At 64.8% G+C, this 15181-nt stretch carries 16 protein-coding genes; 3 read left to right on the forward strand and 13 right to left on the reverse strand.

Going from position 1 to position 15181, the window contains the following annotated elements; all coding sequences use genetic code 11:
- Positions 1-148 precede the first annotated feature (148 nt).
- On the forward strand, positions 149-1324 hold the full coding sequence (locus tag ACX80B_RS02430; protein WP_459292643.1) for an ADP-ribosylglycohydrolase family protein: 1176 nt from the start codon (positions 149-151) through the stop codon (positions 1322-1324).
- Positions 1325-1387: 63 nt separating this feature from the next.
- Here ACX80B_RS02430 and ACX80B_RS02435 read toward each other — a convergent pair whose 3' ends face one another.
- The 9 genes from ACX80B_RS02435 to clpS form a co-directional block, all read right to left on the reverse strand.
- Positions 1388-2392, reverse strand: coding sequence for a 3'-5' exonuclease (locus ACX80B_RS02435; RefSeq protein WP_459292645.1), 1005 nt, complete (start codon positions 2390-2392; stop codon positions 1388-1390).
- 72 nt (positions 2393-2464) lie between these two features.
- On the reverse strand, positions 2465-3160 hold the full coding sequence (locus ACX80B_RS02440) for a DedA family protein (RefSeq protein ID WP_459292647.1): 696 nt from the start codon (positions 3158-3160) through the stop codon (positions 2465-2467).
- Positions 3161-3201: 41 nt separating this feature from the next.
- Entirely contained in the window at positions 3202-4377 is a 1176-nt protein-coding gene (locus tag ACX80B_RS02445) for a zinc-dependent alcohol dehydrogenase (RefSeq protein ID WP_459292649.1), read from the reverse strand.
- A gap of 97 nt (positions 4378-4474) precedes the next feature.
- A complete protein-coding gene (rdgB, locus tag ACX80B_RS02450) occupies positions 4475-5137 on the reverse strand; it encodes an RdgB/HAM1 family non-canonical purine NTP pyrophosphatase (RefSeq protein WP_459292651.1) in 663 nt (220 codons plus the stop codon).
- Positions 5130-5882, reverse strand: a complete 753-nt coding sequence (rph, locus tag ACX80B_RS02455) for a ribonuclease PH (protein ID WP_459292653.1) — start codon at positions 5880-5882, stop codon at positions 5130-5132. Before rph ends, rdgB begins: the two co-directional genes overlap by 8 nt.
- Positions 5883-5911: 29 nt before the next feature.
- A complete protein-coding gene (locus tag ACX80B_RS02460; protein ID WP_459292655.1) occupies positions 5912-6709 on the reverse strand; it encodes an MBL fold metallo-hydrolase in 798 nt (265 codons plus the stop codon).
- Positions 6706-7689: a glutamate racemase gene (murI, locus tag ACX80B_RS02465; protein WP_459292657.1), complete on the reverse strand. Its 984-nt coding sequence runs from the start codon at positions 7687-7689 to the stop codon at positions 6706-6708. Before murI ends, ACX80B_RS02460 begins: the two co-directional genes overlap by 4 nt.
- A gap of 97 nt (positions 7690-7786) precedes the next feature.
- Positions 7787-8365: a DUF2017 domain-containing protein gene (locus ACX80B_RS02470; protein WP_459292659.1), complete on the reverse strand. Its 579-nt coding sequence runs from the start codon at positions 8363-8365 to the stop codon at positions 7787-7789.
- The gene (gene clpS / locus ACX80B_RS02475) at positions 8365-8673 is read right to left on the reverse strand and encodes an ATP-dependent Clp protease adapter ClpS (protein WP_459292661.1); all 309 of its coding nucleotides are present in this window, start codon (positions 8671-8673) and stop codon (positions 8365-8367) included. Before clpS ends, ACX80B_RS02470 begins: the two co-directional genes overlap by 1 nt.
- 89 nt (positions 8674-8762) lie before the next feature.
- Here clpS and ACX80B_RS02480 point away from each other — a divergent pair, with 89 nt between their 5' ends.
- Both ACX80B_RS02480 and ACX80B_RS02485 read left to right on the forward strand, forming a co-directional pair.
- Positions 8763-10088 carry a nicotinate phosphoribosyltransferase gene (locus tag ACX80B_RS02480; protein ID WP_459292663.1) on the forward strand — a complete coding sequence of 442 codons (1326 nt, stop codon included), beginning with the start codon at positions 8763-8765 and terminating at the stop codon, positions 10086-10088.
- A gap of 2 nt (positions 10089-10090) precedes the next feature.
- On the forward strand, positions 10091-10708 hold the full coding sequence (locus ACX80B_RS02485) for an isochorismatase family protein (protein ID WP_459292665.1): 618 nt from the start codon (positions 10091-10093) through the stop codon (positions 10706-10708).
- 33 nt (positions 10709-10741) lie between these two features.
- Here ACX80B_RS02485 and ACX80B_RS02490 read toward each other — a convergent pair whose 3' ends face one another.
- The 4 genes from ACX80B_RS02490 to nagB all read right to left on the reverse strand — a co-directional run bounded on the left by ACX80B_RS02490 (position 10742) and on the right by nagB (position 15173).
- Positions 10742-12514, reverse strand: coding sequence for a DEAD/DEAH box helicase (locus tag ACX80B_RS02490; RefSeq protein WP_459292667.1), 1773 nt, complete (start codon positions 12512-12514; stop codon positions 10742-10744).
- Positions 12511-13956: an MFS transporter gene (locus ACX80B_RS02495; protein WP_459292669.1), complete on the reverse strand. Its 1446-nt coding sequence runs from the start codon at positions 13954-13956 to the stop codon at positions 12511-12513. The genes ACX80B_RS02490 and ACX80B_RS02495 overlap by 4 nt, the downstream gene beginning before the upstream one ends.
- 66 nt (positions 13957-14022) lie before the next feature.
- Positions 14023-14373, reverse strand: coding sequence for a DUF3039 domain-containing protein (locus tag ACX80B_RS02500; protein ID WP_459292671.1), 351 nt, complete (start codon positions 14371-14373; stop codon positions 14023-14025).
- A 17-nt stretch (positions 14374-14390) separates the two neighbouring features.
- Positions 14391-15173 carry a glucosamine-6-phosphate deaminase gene (nagB, locus tag ACX80B_RS02505; RefSeq protein ID WP_459292673.1) on the reverse strand — a complete coding sequence of 261 codons (783 nt, stop codon included), beginning with the start codon at positions 15171-15173 and terminating at the stop codon, positions 14391-14393.
- Between the last annotated feature and the right edge of the window lie 8 nt (positions 15174-15181).

The following is a 15181-nucleotide window of genomic DNA, read 5'->3' on the forward strand; positions in this document are numbered from 1 at the left end:
CGGTTGTCCGGAACGTTTCCGGTCCGGACGTGTTCAATCCTGCCATTCCTCATCCCCGTCCGCGTCGGTTGCCGGCGGCGGGTATGGTGGTCGCTCCACAAAGCCTAGTCTTAATTGGGGCCGTTGAGTCCGTTGGTAGCCTGAAGTCATGCAGCAGTTACCCGCCTTTGCCGCCCGTGTCCATGGTTGCCTGCTCGGCGGGGCCCTGGGCGACGCGCTCGGTTACGCCGTTCGGTCCTCCAGTCTTGGGCAGGCTAGCGGAAACTTCCGCACGGGCCGGCATACGGACTTGTCCCAACTGGCTGCTCCGGCCGCCTTCTCCGATGAGACACAGCTGACATTGTTCGCCGTCGACGGATTGCTCGAGGCACTGCGCTGGGCCAATGATGGAGTTCCCGCCGACGAGAAAGCATGTCTCTGGCTCGCCTATCTGCGCTGGCTCCGGACCCAGGACGTCCGTCTTCCCGAGGACGCACCCGTGCCGCCACCGGAATGGCTTGACCAGCAGCCGGTAATGCAGCACCGCCGTGACCCCGACGAAGCCTGCCTGACCGGGCTCGGTTCCGGGGAGATGGGGACCGCAGCCCGGCCGGTGAATCCGGACGAACGCGGCTTCGGCACGGTGGTCCGCTCCGCACCGTTCGGACTGCTGCCATATGTTGGCCCTGAAATGGCGTACAAGCTCAGCACGGACACCGCATCGTTGACTCACGGGCATCCTGCAGCCCGGCAAAGTGCAGCAGCTTTCAGCTGGATAATCCACCACATCATGCACGACGGCGGCACGCTGGCCAGCGCCACCGCTTCGGCTGTGGAGCGGCTCAGGCGGGAGCCATCACCGGAGCCGGCCGTCCTGCAGCGGCTTGAGCAGGCTCTCAAACTGGGGAACCAGGCGCCGCTCGAACCGGAGGATCTGAATGCGGAACTGGGAACCGGACAACTGGCGGAGGAAGCCCTGGCAATCGGTCTCTACGCAGCTCTCGCTACCGAAACTCTCGCTACCGAAACCGCGGCGGCAGTCGCCAAGACGGAGTCAGCATCAGGGGCTCCCGAAACAACCGCGGCTTCCGAAGCATCAGGGGCTTCCGAAGCATCGGCGGCTTCCGATGCACCCGGCGCGGCCGAAGCGCACTTCCGTGCCGCCGTCGTTCTATCCGTTAATCACGAGGGCAAAGGAGATGCGACGGGTTCCATTACCGGCAACCTGCTGGGCGCACTCTATGGCGGGGAAGCGCTGCCGCCGGAGTGGCTCGATGGGTTGGAGGGGCAGGACGTGATCAGGACCATGGCCGGCTCCCTGGTGAAGGCCACCTCGGGATCGTAAGGGTGCATCGTAATGGCCTCCGCCGTGGTCAACCGCCGTGGCCAACGGTCTTGGTCAACAAACCTAGCTTGCCGCGGCCGGCCAGTGGCCGCCCGTCATCTGCAGGAACTCGCCTTCGGAGAGCACCTCGATCTGCTGTCCCCGGTTATGCAGATCCATCACCCGGCGGGCCTTGGCGGTCACCCGGCCGGACATGAGGTCCGCGGCGACGAAGCCGTCACCAACCACCAGCACCGATGTCTTGCGGGTAACGCCGCTGGCCGGCTGGGCGCCAAGGTGGGCGGCGCGTTGCTTCGCTTCGGTTCTGGCCATGCCGAGGTTTCCGGTGAACACCACGATCTGGCCATACAGCGGGTGTGAGCTGTCGGCGTCGGGATTGGGTTCCGGATTGGGGCCCTCCTCGGGCCAGCCGCTCCAGCCGGTAAAGGCTGGAGTGCCGTTCGCCAGCCGTTCGAGTGCGGTTCTGGTGGGCTTGGAGACCTGGCCCATTCCCGGGACGTACTGCTCGGCCCTGGACGCCTGCAGGTTCATCGCCAGATAGAGTTCGGCCAGGCTGGCGGCTTCATTCCTGGCCGCGATATCGATCATGATGCCGGCACACGCCCGGGCATCTTCGACGGCGTCGTGGTGGTTGAGCAGCGGAACGCCGGCCGCCTCCGCGACGAACGGCAGGGAGTACGAGACCAGGCTGTAGTTGCGGCGGGACAGCATCACCGTGCAGGCATATTCGTAGGCGGGGCCGGCCAGTTCGGAAACCTCCAGGGCGGAACGGATGACGCCCATGTCGAAGGCCGCATTATGGGCGACGAGCGTGTCACCGCCGATAAAGCCGCCAATTTCGGCGAAGAGGTCACAGAAGCGCGGCCGCCGCGCCACCATGTGCGATTCGATGCCGTGGATCCGGACATTGCGCGGATCGAAGTAGTCGTGCCCCTCGGGCGGCCGCATCAGCCAGGACGCCTCTTCGACGATCCGTCCGCCGCGGACCTTGCTGAGGCCTACTGCGCAGGGAGAGCCGCGAAATCCGTTGGCCGTCTCAAAATCGATCGCAGTAAAGTCCAGTGACACGCCCTCAAGGCTACCCCCGGAGCGAACCTCAGCTTGCCAGCGGCACGGCGTGGATCGCGATTCGACGAAAGATCAGAGCGGCGGACCATTGCTTTCACTGGCGCGCTTGCGGCGGTATTTCCTGATCGCGGTTGCCAGCCAGTAGGCGAACGCCAGCACCACGATAACGATGACGATGTTCTTGAAGATCTCCGAATATTGCTCGACGATGTGCCAGTTCTCCCCGAGGTAGAATCCGGCCAGGACGAAGATCGTGTTCCAGATCAGGCTTCCCGCCGTCGTCAGTCCGAGGAATATCCAGACCGGCATTCGTTCAATGCCGGCCGGGACGGAGATCAGGCTGCGGAACAGCGGAATCATCCGGCCAAAGAACACGGCCATGTAGCCGTGCCGGTTGAACCACGCCTCGACCTTGTCGATGTCCTCGATGTCCACCAGGGGAACCTTGCCGACCAGCACCCGCATCCGGTGCCGTCCGAGCGCTGCACCAATTCCGTAGAGCACCCATGCACCGACGACCGAGCCTATGGTGGTCCAGAGAATGGCCTCAAAGAGCGTGAAATTGCCCCGGCTGGCGGTAAAGCCCGCCAGCGGAAGGATGACCTCGCTGGGCAGGGGTGGGAACAGGTTCTCCAACGCGATGGCCAAGCCTGCCCCGGGGGCACCGATGGTCTCCATCAGGTCGACCGCCCACTGCGCAACCCCGGAGAGATTGTTCGTGGGATCCGATGTCTGGGCGGGCAGGAGCGCGGAGATACTGTTCGTCATATTGCCTTAAGTGTGCCCTATCGCGGCGGGCATCTCCGAACCTATGGCTTGAGGACGACCTTGATGCAGCCGTCTTCCTTCTTCTGGAACTTCTCGTAGTATGCGGGGGCCTCGTCGAGCGAAACGGTGTGCGTGGTCAGGTCCTTCACACCCATCGGATCGGAGGGATCCTCCACTAACGGCAGCAGATCGTCGATCCAGTGCTTGACGTTGCACTGCCCCATCCGGAACTGCAGCTGCTTGTCGAACATGGACAGCATCGGCATCGGATCCGTCTGCCCGCCGAACACGCCGCTGATCGAGACCGTACCGCCGCGCCGGACGACGTCGATGCTGGTGTGCAGGGAATTCATCCGGTCCAGCCCAGCCATGCTCATCGCCTTCTGGGCGGCCTTGTCCGGCAGGAATCCAACGGCAGTCTGGGCGAATTTGCCAACCGGCGATCCGTGCGCTTCCATGCCGACAGCCTCAACGACGGAATCCGGCCCGCGGCCGTCGGTGCTGTCCTTCATGGCGTCCTTGAGATGGCGGTTCAGGTCCATTGTTTCGACGCCGTGACGCTCGGCCATGGCGCGGCGTTCCGGAACGGGGTCGACGGCGAGGACCCGGTAACCGAGATACTTGCCGACGCGGGCGGCGAATTGGCCCACCGGCCCCAGTCCCATCACGGCGAGGGTGCCGCCGTCGGGCACGTTGGCATACTTCACACCCTGCCAGGCCGTGGGAAGAATGTCGGAGAGGAACAGATACTGCTCGTCGTCGGGACCGGCATTGACCTTGATGGGTCCGTAGTCCGCATGCGGTACGCGCAGATACTCCGCCTGGCCGCCGGGGACGGCACCGTAAAGTTTGGAATAGCCGAGCATGGCCGCACCGCTGCCGAACTTGCGCACCTGCGTCGTTTCGCACTGCGACTGCAGGCCGCGGTCACACATCCAGCAGTGGCCGCAGGCAACGTTGAACGGAATGACCACGCGGTCCCCGACCGAGAGGTTGGTGACGGCGCTGCCGGTTTCCTCGACGATCCCCATCGGCTCGTGTCCGAGGATATCGCCTTGCTCCATGAACGGTCCGAGGACTTCGTAAAGGTGCAGGTCGGATCCGCAGATGGCTGTCGAGGTGATCTTGATGACCGCGTCGGTTGGTTCCTCGATTTTTGGGTCGGGGACGTTGTCGACGCTCAGTGATCGGCGTCCCTGCCAGGTTAGTGCTTTCACGTCGGTCTCCTTAGGCGTGCTCGATAATGGGCTTCCTAATGAAAGACAGTACGCTTACTACTTTTCGATTTCCACCCCGGAGCTGGTTTGTTTCGCGTTACTTTGCGAGCTGTGCGGCGATGGCGGGCAACAGTGCCCGGAAGGCCTGGCCCCGGTGGCTGATCGCGTTCTTCTCCGCTGCGCTGAGTTCGGCGCAGCTGCGCTCATCACCGGCTGGACGGAGGATTGGGTCGTAGCCAAAGCCGCCTTCGCCGCGTGGTTCGCGCAGCAACATTCCCTCCAGCCGGCCATGTTCGACGGCGATAATCCCGTCCTGTCCGCCGGCCTCCGGAACCGCGAGGGCGGCCGCGCAGACGAAAGCCGCCGCGCGGTGTTCCCCGCCGACGTCGGACAACTGCGCCAGCAGCAGGTTCAGGTTGGCGGTGTCGTCGCCATGCCGGCCGGCCCAGCGGGCGGAGAAAATTCCGGGGGCTCCGCCGAGCACCTCGACGGCAAGTCCGGAATCGTCGGCGATGGCTGCCAGTCCGGTCGCATTCGCCACCGACTGGGCCTTCAGGATGGCATTTTCAGCGAACGTGACACCGGATTCGACGACGTCGGGCGCATCCACTGCCGCCGCGTCGATCACTTGCGTATCGACGTCGAGCCCCGGTACCTTGCCGCGCAGCAGTTCCCGGAGCTCGCGCAGTTTGCCTTGGTTCCGGGTGGCCAGAACCAGCCGCGGCGCCGGGGCTTGCTGGTTTGTTGCGGAATCAGTCACTGGTGGGGCCTTCGGTCAGCGTCGCTTCCTGGATTCCGGCCAGTTCGGCGGTCCCCAGCAGGGCCAGATCGAGCAGGGCGTTGAGTTCGTCGCGGTCGAAAGGCGCGCCCTCGGCGGTTCCCTGCACCTCGACGAACTTGCCCGAGCCGGTGACGACAACGTTCATGTCGGTCTCGGCGCGCACGTCTTCGACGTAGGGCAGATCCAGCATCGGCACGCCGTCGATAATGCCGACGCTGACGGCGGCGACGGTATCGGTCAGTGGTTTGGCGCTGGCGGGCACGATCTTCTTTTCCTGCGCGTAACGGATCGCTTCGGCGAGCGCCACATAGGCGCCGGTGATCGCCGCGGTGCGGGTGCCGCCGTCGGCCTGCAGCACGTCGCAGTCCAGCACGATCGTGTTTTCGCCGAGGGCCTTGGTGTCGATGATGGAGCGCAGCGAGCGGCCGATCAGGCGGGAGATTTCGTGGGTCCGGCCGCCAATTTTTCCCTTCACGGATTCGCGGTCCGAGCGGGTGTTGGTCGCGCGCGGCAGCATCGCGTATTCGGCCGTCACCCAACCGCGGCCCTCTCCCTTGAGCCAGCGCGGTACGCCGGCCGTCAGCGAGGCCGTGCACAGCACCCTGGTGTTGCCGAATTCGATCAGTGCGGAGCCTTCCGCCTGTTTGGACCAGCCGCGGGTGATGCTGATCGGGCGGAGCTGGTCGGGTGTGCGGCCATCGGCGCGTGGGGCGGTATCAGTCATACCTCCACCCTATCGGCCGCGGGCGGACCTCAAATTACATAGCTGGCGCCGGGTGCGACGACGTCCAGTTCGCCGGAGAACACCTCGCGTGCCTCGGCGAGCGCCCGCTGCGGGTCGTTCCAGACCGGCAGGTGCGTCAGCAGCAGTTTTGCGGCACCTGCCTCGGCTGCCGCCTCACCGGCACGCTTGCCGGTCAGGTGTACGTCGCGGACCTCGTCCCGGCCCTCGTGGAAGGCCGCCTCGCACAGGAAGACGTCCGCGCCGGCCGCGGCCTTCACCAGGCCCGGGCAGGAGTCCGTGTCGCCGGAATACGTCAACACGCTGGTCCGGGTGCCGCCGTCGCCGGTTCCTTCTGTTGTTTCCAGCCGGAGCGCGTAGGCCTGGTCGGTAGGATGGTTGGCGGCGTACGGGGTGGCGGTGAACGGGCCGATCCGCACCGGCTGTTCTTCACGCCAGTCGGTGAAGTCGAACTCGCCGGTCATGCCGGGATCGGGATCAAGGCCGTAGGCGAGCGCCATCCGGGTGTTGGTCGTTTCCGGGCAGTACACAGGGATCCGGCTTCCCGGCCAGCCTTCCGGGCACCACTTCATCGCCACGTGCAGGCCGCACATGTCCAGGCAATGGTCGGCGTGCAGATGGGTCAGCAGCACGGCGTCGATCTGGGTCAGGTCGATGTGCCGCTGCAGATAGCCGAGCGCGCCGCTGCCAAGATCCAGCAGGATCCGCCAGGTGCGGCCGTCGGCGTCGTCGGCCGTGAGCAGATAGCACGACGCCGGCGATTCCGGGCCGGGGAAGGAGCCTGTGCAGCCAACAATGGTCAGTTTCACCGGCCACTCCTTCCGCCCGAAGCGTCCGCTTCTGATCCATCAGCCAGCACGAAATTGGAGACCTTGTTTCCCGACGCCGCGGCGGAGACCATCTCCGGGGTGATCCTGGCGATGCTGCCGGTCGGATACTGGGCGGCGACGTGATCGACGTGCTGGACGCTGAGCACCTCCGGCCCCAGGAAGCGCCGGGCGAGCTCTTCGAACTGCGTCCCCCGCCCGGTCGCTACGAACGTGTGCGATGGTGCGGCCGGATCATCGCGGAGCAGGTTATGCGTGGTCAGCTCCCGGTAGACATCCTTGGCGGTTTCTTCGGCACTGGAAACCAGTGTGACAGTGTCGCCCATCACCAGGGAGATGACACCGGTCAGCAACGGATAGTGTGTGCAGCCGAGAATCAGCGTGTCGACCTCGGCCTCCTGCAGCGGCTTCAGGTACTGCTCGGCCCTCGCCACGACGTCGGGGCCCGCCGTGACGCCGGCTTCGACGAACTTGACGAAATCCGGGCAGGCTGCGGAGGTGATGCCCAGCTGCGGGGCGGCGGCGAACGCGTCGTCGTAGGCGCGGGAGCCGATGGTGGCGGAGGTGCCGATGACGCCGACCCGGCCAGTGCGGGTCGAGGCGACGGCGCGGCGGACTGCCGGCTGGATGACTTCGACAACGGGAATCCCGTAGCGGGCGGTGTATCGCTCCCGGGCATCCCGGAGCACCGCGGCCGAGGCGGAGTTGCAGGCGATGACGAGCAGCTTCACACCCGAGTCGACCAGCTCATCCATCACGCCGAGGGCGTTGGCCCGGACCTGGGCGATGGGCAGCGGTCCGTAGGGGCCATTGGCGGTGTCGCCGACATAGAGAATCGACTCGTTCGGCAGTTGATCGATCACGGCGCGGGCAACGGTCAGGCCGCCCACTCCAGAGTCGAAAATCCCGATGGGAGCCGACGTCAGATTCTTCGTTGAATTCTCATCCGGTGCTGAGCTCATGATTTACCGACCATAGTTCCTCGCTGCCCTCAGGGTGAATTTGAAAGCGAGTCTGCTTAATCACATTTGGCTGGGTGCGAGCCGTTAAGGGGCTGCGTTATTGGTCGGAATCGCCGTGTTGCCCGTGATCTTCCAGCAGAGCCTGCATCAGGGATTCCTGCAGCCAGGTGGTGAAGTTGTAGACCAGTGCAAGGTAACTTTCGACATCTTCGGCCTGCGAGGAGTTCTGCACCTCGTGGATCCGCTCGGCGTCTTCGGCGGATTCGATCTGCAGCCGCTGCGCCAGCACCAGCCGCACGTCGTTAAGCGCCCGCGAGAATATCTGCGCCTGCTCCGGGTTGAGCACGATCCGGCTGCTGTCCAAGGCCAGTGCGGCACCACGAAGGGCACCGATTTTCGTTTCCCGCAACGAGCGCTCGGTGAGCCGGCGGAACTCCAGCGCCTCGTCGTCGTCGTTGTTGACGGCATTGGGCAGCAACCTGAACAGAGCAGGGTCCGACGGCGTTTCGGCCGTATCGTCGAGTCCCACCATTGCCGCCAACGGGTCCTGGTCGCCCGCCGTGTCGGGCTCAAGCATGGTGATGATGTCGTTGAAGAGCTTCCTCACCAGGTCGCGTTCGCCGGGTTCAAGGAAACCGGTGATGCCCTTGCGGGTGTTCCTGAATGCCTTCGCCACTATGCCTGATCCGCCTTCTGAAATGTCGCCCACAGCCCGTATGAATGCAGTGCCGTGGTGTGTTGTTCCATTTTTTCTTTCGACCCCGTCGCCACAACGGACTTGCCCTGCTCATGGACTTCAAGCATGAGTTTGTGCGCCTTGGCTTCGGGATAGCCGAAGTAGCTTTGGAAGACGTAACTGACGTAACTCATCAGGTTCACCGGGTCGTTCCAGACGAGGACCACCCATGGAATATCAGTCGCGGTCAGCTTCTCGACGTCGGTTTCCTGGTCAGTATCGGGGGCGGAAGCGGTGCTGACAGTCATGGCTTCCATTGTAAGTCTCCGCAACCTCTCATCCACACCGCCGAAGGCCCGGGTACTAAACAGGCCGCTGCGGCATTAGAGTTTTCGGTGTGAGTACCGCGCGAGGGTGGACGCCGCCCAACACGTCACTATTTACCGACCACTATGAGCTGACCATGCTGGAGGCCGCCCTGCATTCCGGGGCCGCGCACCGGCGGTCGGTCTTCGAGACCTTCGCCCGCAGGCTTCCGGACGGCCGCCGCTACGGGATCGTTGGCGGCACCGGCAGGTTCCTGGAGGGGCTGGCGAACTTCCGCTTCCGGAACGAGGAGCTGGAATTCCTGGCCAGGACCAACGTGGTCAATGACGAGACCATCTCCTGGCTGTCCGACTTCAAGTTCTCCGGCGATATCTACGGCTACGCGGAGGGTGAGGCCTACTTCGCCGGCTCCCCCATCCTGATTGTTGAGGCAACGTTCGCTGAGGCCTGCGTCCTCGAGACGTACGTGCTCTCCGTCCTCAACCATGACAGCGCCATCGCTTCGGCCGCCTCCCGGATGACCGGTGCCGCCGCCGGGCGTCCGTGCCTGGAAATGGGTTCCCGGCGCACGCATGAGGTCTCCGCCGTCGCCGCCTCCCGGGCCGCGGTGATTGGCGGCTTCGCGGGCACGTCCAATCTCGCGGCGGGCTTGCGGTACGGCGTGCCGACGGTCGGAACGGCCGCACATTCCTTCACGTTGCTGCACGATTCCGAACGGGACGCCTTCGAGGCACAGCTGGCCTCGCTCGGAGTCGGCACCACACTGCTGGTGGACACGTACGACGTCGAAACCGCCGTGCGTGCCGCCGTCGAACTGGCCGGGCCAAAACTCGGTGGGGTCCGGCTGGACTCCGGTGACCTGCTGGAACAAGCCCGCGACGTCCGCGCTCTGCTCGATTCGCTGGGCAACAACAACACCAAGATCACCGTTACCTCCGACCTGGACGAGTTCGCCATCGCCGCCCTGGCCTCGGCCCCGGTCGATTCCTACGGCGTCGGCACCTCGCTGGTCACCGGTTCCGGAGCACCGACCGCAAGCCTGGTCTACAAACTGGTCAGCAGGGAGGGCGACGACGGCGGGTTTGTTTCCGTGGCGAAGGCCAGCAAGAGCAAGGCCTCTGTCGGCGGACGCAAATACGCTTTGCGCCGGCGCAATAAACACGGCGTCGCCACCGGGGAGGTCGTGGGTATCGGCCGGTCGCCGGAGAACGACGGCGATGACCGGCCCCTGTTGCATCAGTTCGTTGCCGGCGGCGAAGTGCTGGACGGCTGGACAGGTCCGAAGGCAGTGGTCCGCGCCGCCGGGCGGCACAATGAGTCGATGTCCGAACTTCCCGCCTCGGCGCTGCGGCTGCAGCGTGGCGAGGCAGTCATTCCCACCGAATTCGAGGAGTAGTCATGACACGCGCACTGATCATTGTCGACGTCCAGAACGACTTCTGCGAGGGCGGGTCGCTGGCGACCGATGGCGGAGCGGAGACGGCCGCCAGCATCAGCGATTTCATTGAACAGAACTTCGACCACTATGACTTCATCGTGGCCACCCAGGACTGGCATATCGATCCGGGATCGCACTTCTCCGACAATCCGGACTTCGTGCACAGCTGGCCGGTTCACTGCGTGGCCGGAACGGACGGGGCGCAGACACATCCGGACTTCGACACAGAACAGGTCGACGCTTTCTTCATCAAGGGCCAGTTCGAGGCCGCTTACTCAGGTTTTGAAGGCGTGCTGGCCCCGGAGGAGGTTGTCCCGACCGGCGACCGCGACCCGGCGGAGCCTGTGCCGGACGACGACGAGAAGCTCAGCCTGGACGACTGGCTGCGGCAGAACGAAGTCGATGAGGTGCAGATTGTCGGGATTGCCACGGACCATTGCGTCAAGGCCACCGCGCTGGATGCAGTCCAGGCCGGCTACGTCACCTCCGTGCTCGTGGACCTGACCGCCGGGGTCTCCCCTGACACCACTGAGCAGGCACTCGAAGACCTGGAAGCTGCCGGCGTCGACCTGAAATAGCCATCCGGCGGCGGGACAGGTCCGAACCCGGGGCTATTTCCGGCCGATGAACCAGTTCTGGAGTTTCTTCAACCGTTGGGCCAGTTGCTCCTCGTTGGCCTGCGCCACTGCCGGTCCACCGCAGAGCCGCCGCAACTCGTTATGGACGACACCGTGCGGGGTTCCCGAACGGGCCGACCAGGCCGAAACGTTCTTGGCCAGCTCGTTCCGCAGGTCCTTGAGCTGTCGGTGATCGATCACCTGCGTCTCCTGGACCGGAGCGCCGGTGGATTTGCTCCGCCGCGACTGCTGCTCTGCCTGCCTCTGGCGCAGCAGGGTACCGACCTGGTCGGCGTCCAGCAGGCCGGGAATGCCGAGGAAGTCGAGTTCGTCCTCGCTGCCCATGTCTCCACCGGCACCGAACTCGCCGCCGTCGAAAAGCACCCGGTCGAAGGAGGCCTGCGACTCCAGCGCCTCGAAAGGCGTTTTGGTCAGCGAGTCGGAGGCCTTCTCCTCGCGGTTGGCCTCCAGCATCTCGGCGTCCTCCTCGGAGAACGCGTCGGCTTCGTCGTTCTGCGGACGGTCCAAGGCGTGATCCCGCTCAAGTTCGAGCTGGTTGGCCAGGACCATCAGGTTCGGCACAGAGGGAAGGAACACCGACGCCGTCTCGCCCCGCTTGCGGGCGCGGACGAAGCGCCCGACGGCTTGGGCGAAGAACAATGGTGTGGCAGTCGACGTCGCGTAGACACCTACGGCCAGGCGCGGTACATCCACCCCTTCCGAGACCATCCGGACCGCGACCATCCACCGGCTCTCGTCGTCGGAGAACTTCTCGATCTTGCCCGAAGCCTTGGCGTCATCGGAGAGAATGACTGTCGGCGACTCGCCGGTAATCCGCTTCAACTGGCCGGCATAGGCGCGCGCATCCTCGTGGTCCGTCGCGATCACCAATCCACCGGCGTCGGGCACGCTGCGCCGCATTTCGGTCAGCCGGCGGTCCGCGGCGGAGAGTACGGCAGGGATCCATTCGCCGTGCGGATTCAGAGCGGTCCGCCAGGCCTGGGCCGTGATGTCTTTGGTTGCCGCAGCCCCGAGGTTGGCGGCGATCTCGTCACCGGCGCTGGTGCGCCACCGCATCTGTCCGGAGTAGGCCATGAAGATAACCGGCCGGACCACGTGGTCTTTGAGTGCTTCCCCGTAGCCGTAGGTGTAGTCGGCCTTGGAGCGGCGGATCCCCTCGGCGTCTTCGGCATACTCGACAAACGGGATCGCCGCGGTATCCGAGCGGAAGGGTGTACCGGTCAGGGCCAGGCGGCGTACGGCAGGCTCGAATGCCTCGCGGATGCCGTCGCCCCAGGACAGCGCATCGCCGCCGTGGTGGATCTCATCGAGGATGATCAGCGTCTTGGCCGCTTCGGTCTTGGCACGGTGCAGCAGCGGTTTGCTTGCGACCTGCGCATAGGTGACGGCGACGCCGATGAAGCCGCTGCCGTGCCTGCCGTCGGCGTTCTTGAAATTCGGGTCAATCGCGATGCCGATCCGCGCGGCGGCGTCGGCCCATTGGCTTTTCAGGTGGTCGGTCGGTGTGACGATGGTGACCCGGTTGATGATCCCGCGTTCAATCAGCTCCGCGGCGGCACGCAGGGCGAAGGTGGTCTTTCCTGCTCCCGGCGTCGCAACAGCGAGGAAGTCCCGCGGCGAGCTCTGGAAGTACTTCTCCAGCGCTTCTGCCTGCCAGGCGCGGAGTTTCTGGGCGGTGCCCCAGGCGGCACGATCGGGATACGCCGGAGGCAGGGAGGAGCCGGCGCTGAACAGCGTTTCATTCACGGAAGTGCTACACCCACCTTGGAATCTTCGGTTTGGGTTTCGTGCCTGCGGGCGCGCAATCCCGCTACTGCCGCAAGCATTGAAAACACCGCCAAAGATGCCCAGATGACCACAAATACTCCCGTGCTTTCTCCGATGTTCCGGTCCCACAATAAGGCATAAACAGTACCAGCCCCGGCAGTTCCAACCACTCCTCCGAGCATGTCAGAGAGCTGCAGCGATGACGAATTCCGGCCGCGTTCAGCCGACGGCGACAGCTTGAGCGTCAGTACCGACGACGTCGACATGCCCATCCCCATGCCGTAACCCGAGACGGCCCAGACCACGACGAGCACCCACACCGGCACGGCCGGCGACGCCAGCAATGCCAGCGCCGTCATCGTCATCGTCAGCAGTGCGCCGCCAGATACCAGCAGCCAGGCCCGCTCAAAGCGGAACCGCGCCTGTGTGAACGAGCCTGCGGACCAGCCGATAGCCGCGCCGGTCAGGGCCAGCCCGGCCGTGGACGCGTCGAGTCCACGGACGTCGACGAGCATCAGCGGGATAAAGGCTTCTGCGCCGAAAAAGGCCAGCGTCATCAAGCCGCGGTTGAGCACAATGCTGGGGAGCCCCCGGGCAAAGCGCAGGGAGCCTTTCGGCAGCAGTCTGGGCAGGGTCAGCCCCACCGCCGCCGCGCCGGCCAGCAGCAATGCGGCCAGCACATAGGCGCCCAGCCCGTCGACGCCACCGGGCGCGGCGAATCCGTGGGCGGCCCACTGCGCGGCGAAAACTCCTACCGCCAAAAATACTCCCAGAACAGAACGACGGCGGCCCTGCGCGGGCTTCATCGACGGAAACGCCGGTGCGCCAAGCCGTTTCACCGTCGGCCACACCAGCACCACTGCGAGCACGACGATCGGTGCGACGGAAACAAACACCAGCCGCCAACTCACATACTGGGCCAGCAGGCCGGACAGGTACGGCCCTATCAGCGCCGGAAGCACCCATGCCGCTGCGAGCCAACCAAAAACTGTCGGCTGCGTTGTGGACGGAAACGCCTGCCCGATGATGACATAAACGGCCACGATCATCAGGCCGGCACCGAGACCGGAGACGGCCCTGCCCAGCGTCAGGATGGAGAAGTCCCCCGCCGCGCCTGCGACCAGCAGACCTCCCACCATCAGGGAAAGGCCAACGATCAAGGCGGGACGCGGACCCTTGATATCCGTCCAGGATCCGGCAATCACAGTGCCGAGCAGCGAACCGGTCAGGAACAGCGAAAATGCCAGCCCGTAACCCGTCAGTCCGCCAAGGTCCTTGGCCACCAAGGGCATGGCGGTCGCAACTGCCATCGCCTCGAAAGCGGCACAGGTAATGATCGCCAGCAGTCCGATGGTGAGCGGACGGTACGCCGCGGACATGGGTCCGCCCGGCGCAAACGCGCCCGGCTCAGCTGTATTCACGGTGTCGGTGGTGCAATCTGTTGCGGGCGGACAGGACGGACAGGACGAACGGAAACTACGGCAGGATTATTTGTCGCCGCCGCCTTTGCCACCTTCTCCGCCTTTGCCACCCTTACCGCCGCCGTTCTTGTCTTTGCCAGGACGCAGCCCATCGTAGATGTCCTTGCATTCAGGGCAGACGGGAAACTTTTCGGGATCGCGCCCCGGTGTCCATACCTTCCCGCACAGTGCGATCACCGGGTCTCCGGAGAAGGCGGACTCCATGATCTTTTCCTTGCGGACGTAGTGGGCAAAGCGCTCACTGTCGCCGGGTTCGACCTCTTCGCGCAGTTCCTCGCGCTCGATGGTGGCGGTCGAACCGCCGGGTGACGACTCCCGTGATGGATCTGATTCAAAAGGATCTGACGGCATACTCATGCGTTCCATCTTACCGCCTACAACCCCTGCCATCCCGGCTTGTTTTCGTACGTGTAGCGGTAATAGTCGGCCAGCTTGAGGCCCGACGCCGCGGCCTCGTCGACCAGGATAGTCGCGTGCGGATGCAACTGCAGCACCGATGCCGCGCAGATGGCTGCGACCGGCCCTTCCACAAAGTCGTGCACCGCCTGCGCCTTCTGCCCGCCTGTGGCGATGAGGATCACATGCCGGGCATCCATAATCGTTCCCAGTCCCTGCGTGACGACGTGCCCGGGCACCTCGTCGGGATCGTCGAAGAACCGTGCATTGTCCTTGCGTGTTTGCTCGGTGAGCGTCTTGATCCGTGTCCGGGAGGCAAGGGATGAGCCGGGTTCGTTAAACCCAATATGGCCGTCGGTGCCGACGCCGAGGAGCTGCAGATCGATCCCGCCAGCCGCGGAAATGGCCGCCTCATAGTCGCTGCAGGCGAGGACGGGATCAGCGGCCGAACCATCCGGGCCGTGTACGCGGGCCGGATCGATATCCACCCGGTTGGTGAATTCCCGGCGGATCACCTCGCGGTAGGACTGCGGATGCCCCGCTTCCAGGCCGACGTACTCGTCCAAGGCAAAACCACTCGCCCGGGACAGGTCCAGCCCCTGCTCCGCATGCCGCCTGGCCAACTCGTCATAGACAGGCAGCGGGGACGATCCCGTGGCCAGTCCCAGCACCGCATCCGGCTTGCGGCGCAACAGGGCCTCGACGGCATCGGCGGCGGCCGCTCCGATGGTGCTGCTGTCGGGGAGGATGACAATTTCCATCAGCTCCA

Source organism: Arthrobacter monumenti, assembly GCF_054511255.1.

Coding starts and splice junctions, on each gene's coding strand:
- ACX80B_RS02430 (WP_459292643.1), top strand. CDS start 149: ATGCAGCAGTTACCCGCCTTTGCCGCCCGTGTCCATGGTTGCCTGCTC.
- ACX80B_RS02440 (WP_459292647.1), bottom strand. CDS start 3,160: ATGACGAACAGTATCTCCGCGCTCCTGCCCGCCCAGACATCGGATCCC.
- rph (WP_459292653.1), bottom strand. CDS start 5,882: ATGACTGATACCGCCCCACGCGCCGATGGCCGCACACCCGACCAGCTC.
- murI (WP_459292657.1), bottom strand. CDS start 7,689: ATGAGCTCAGCACCGGATGAGAATTCAACGAAGAATCTGACGTCGGCT.
- clpS (WP_459292661.1), bottom strand. CDS start 8,673: ATGACTGTCAGCACCGCTTCCGCCCCCGATACTGACCAGGAAACCGAC.
- ACX80B_RS02485 (WP_459292665.1), top strand. CDS start 10,091: ATGACACGCGCACTGATCATTGTCGACGTCCAGAACGACTTCTGCGAG.
- ACX80B_RS02500 (WP_459292671.1), bottom strand. CDS start 14,373: ATGAGTATGCCGTCAGATCCTTTTGAATCAGATCCATCACGGGAGTCG.
- nagB (WP_459292673.1), bottom strand. CDS start 15,173: ATGGAAATTGTCATCCTCCCCGACAGCAGCACCATCGGAGCGGCCGCC.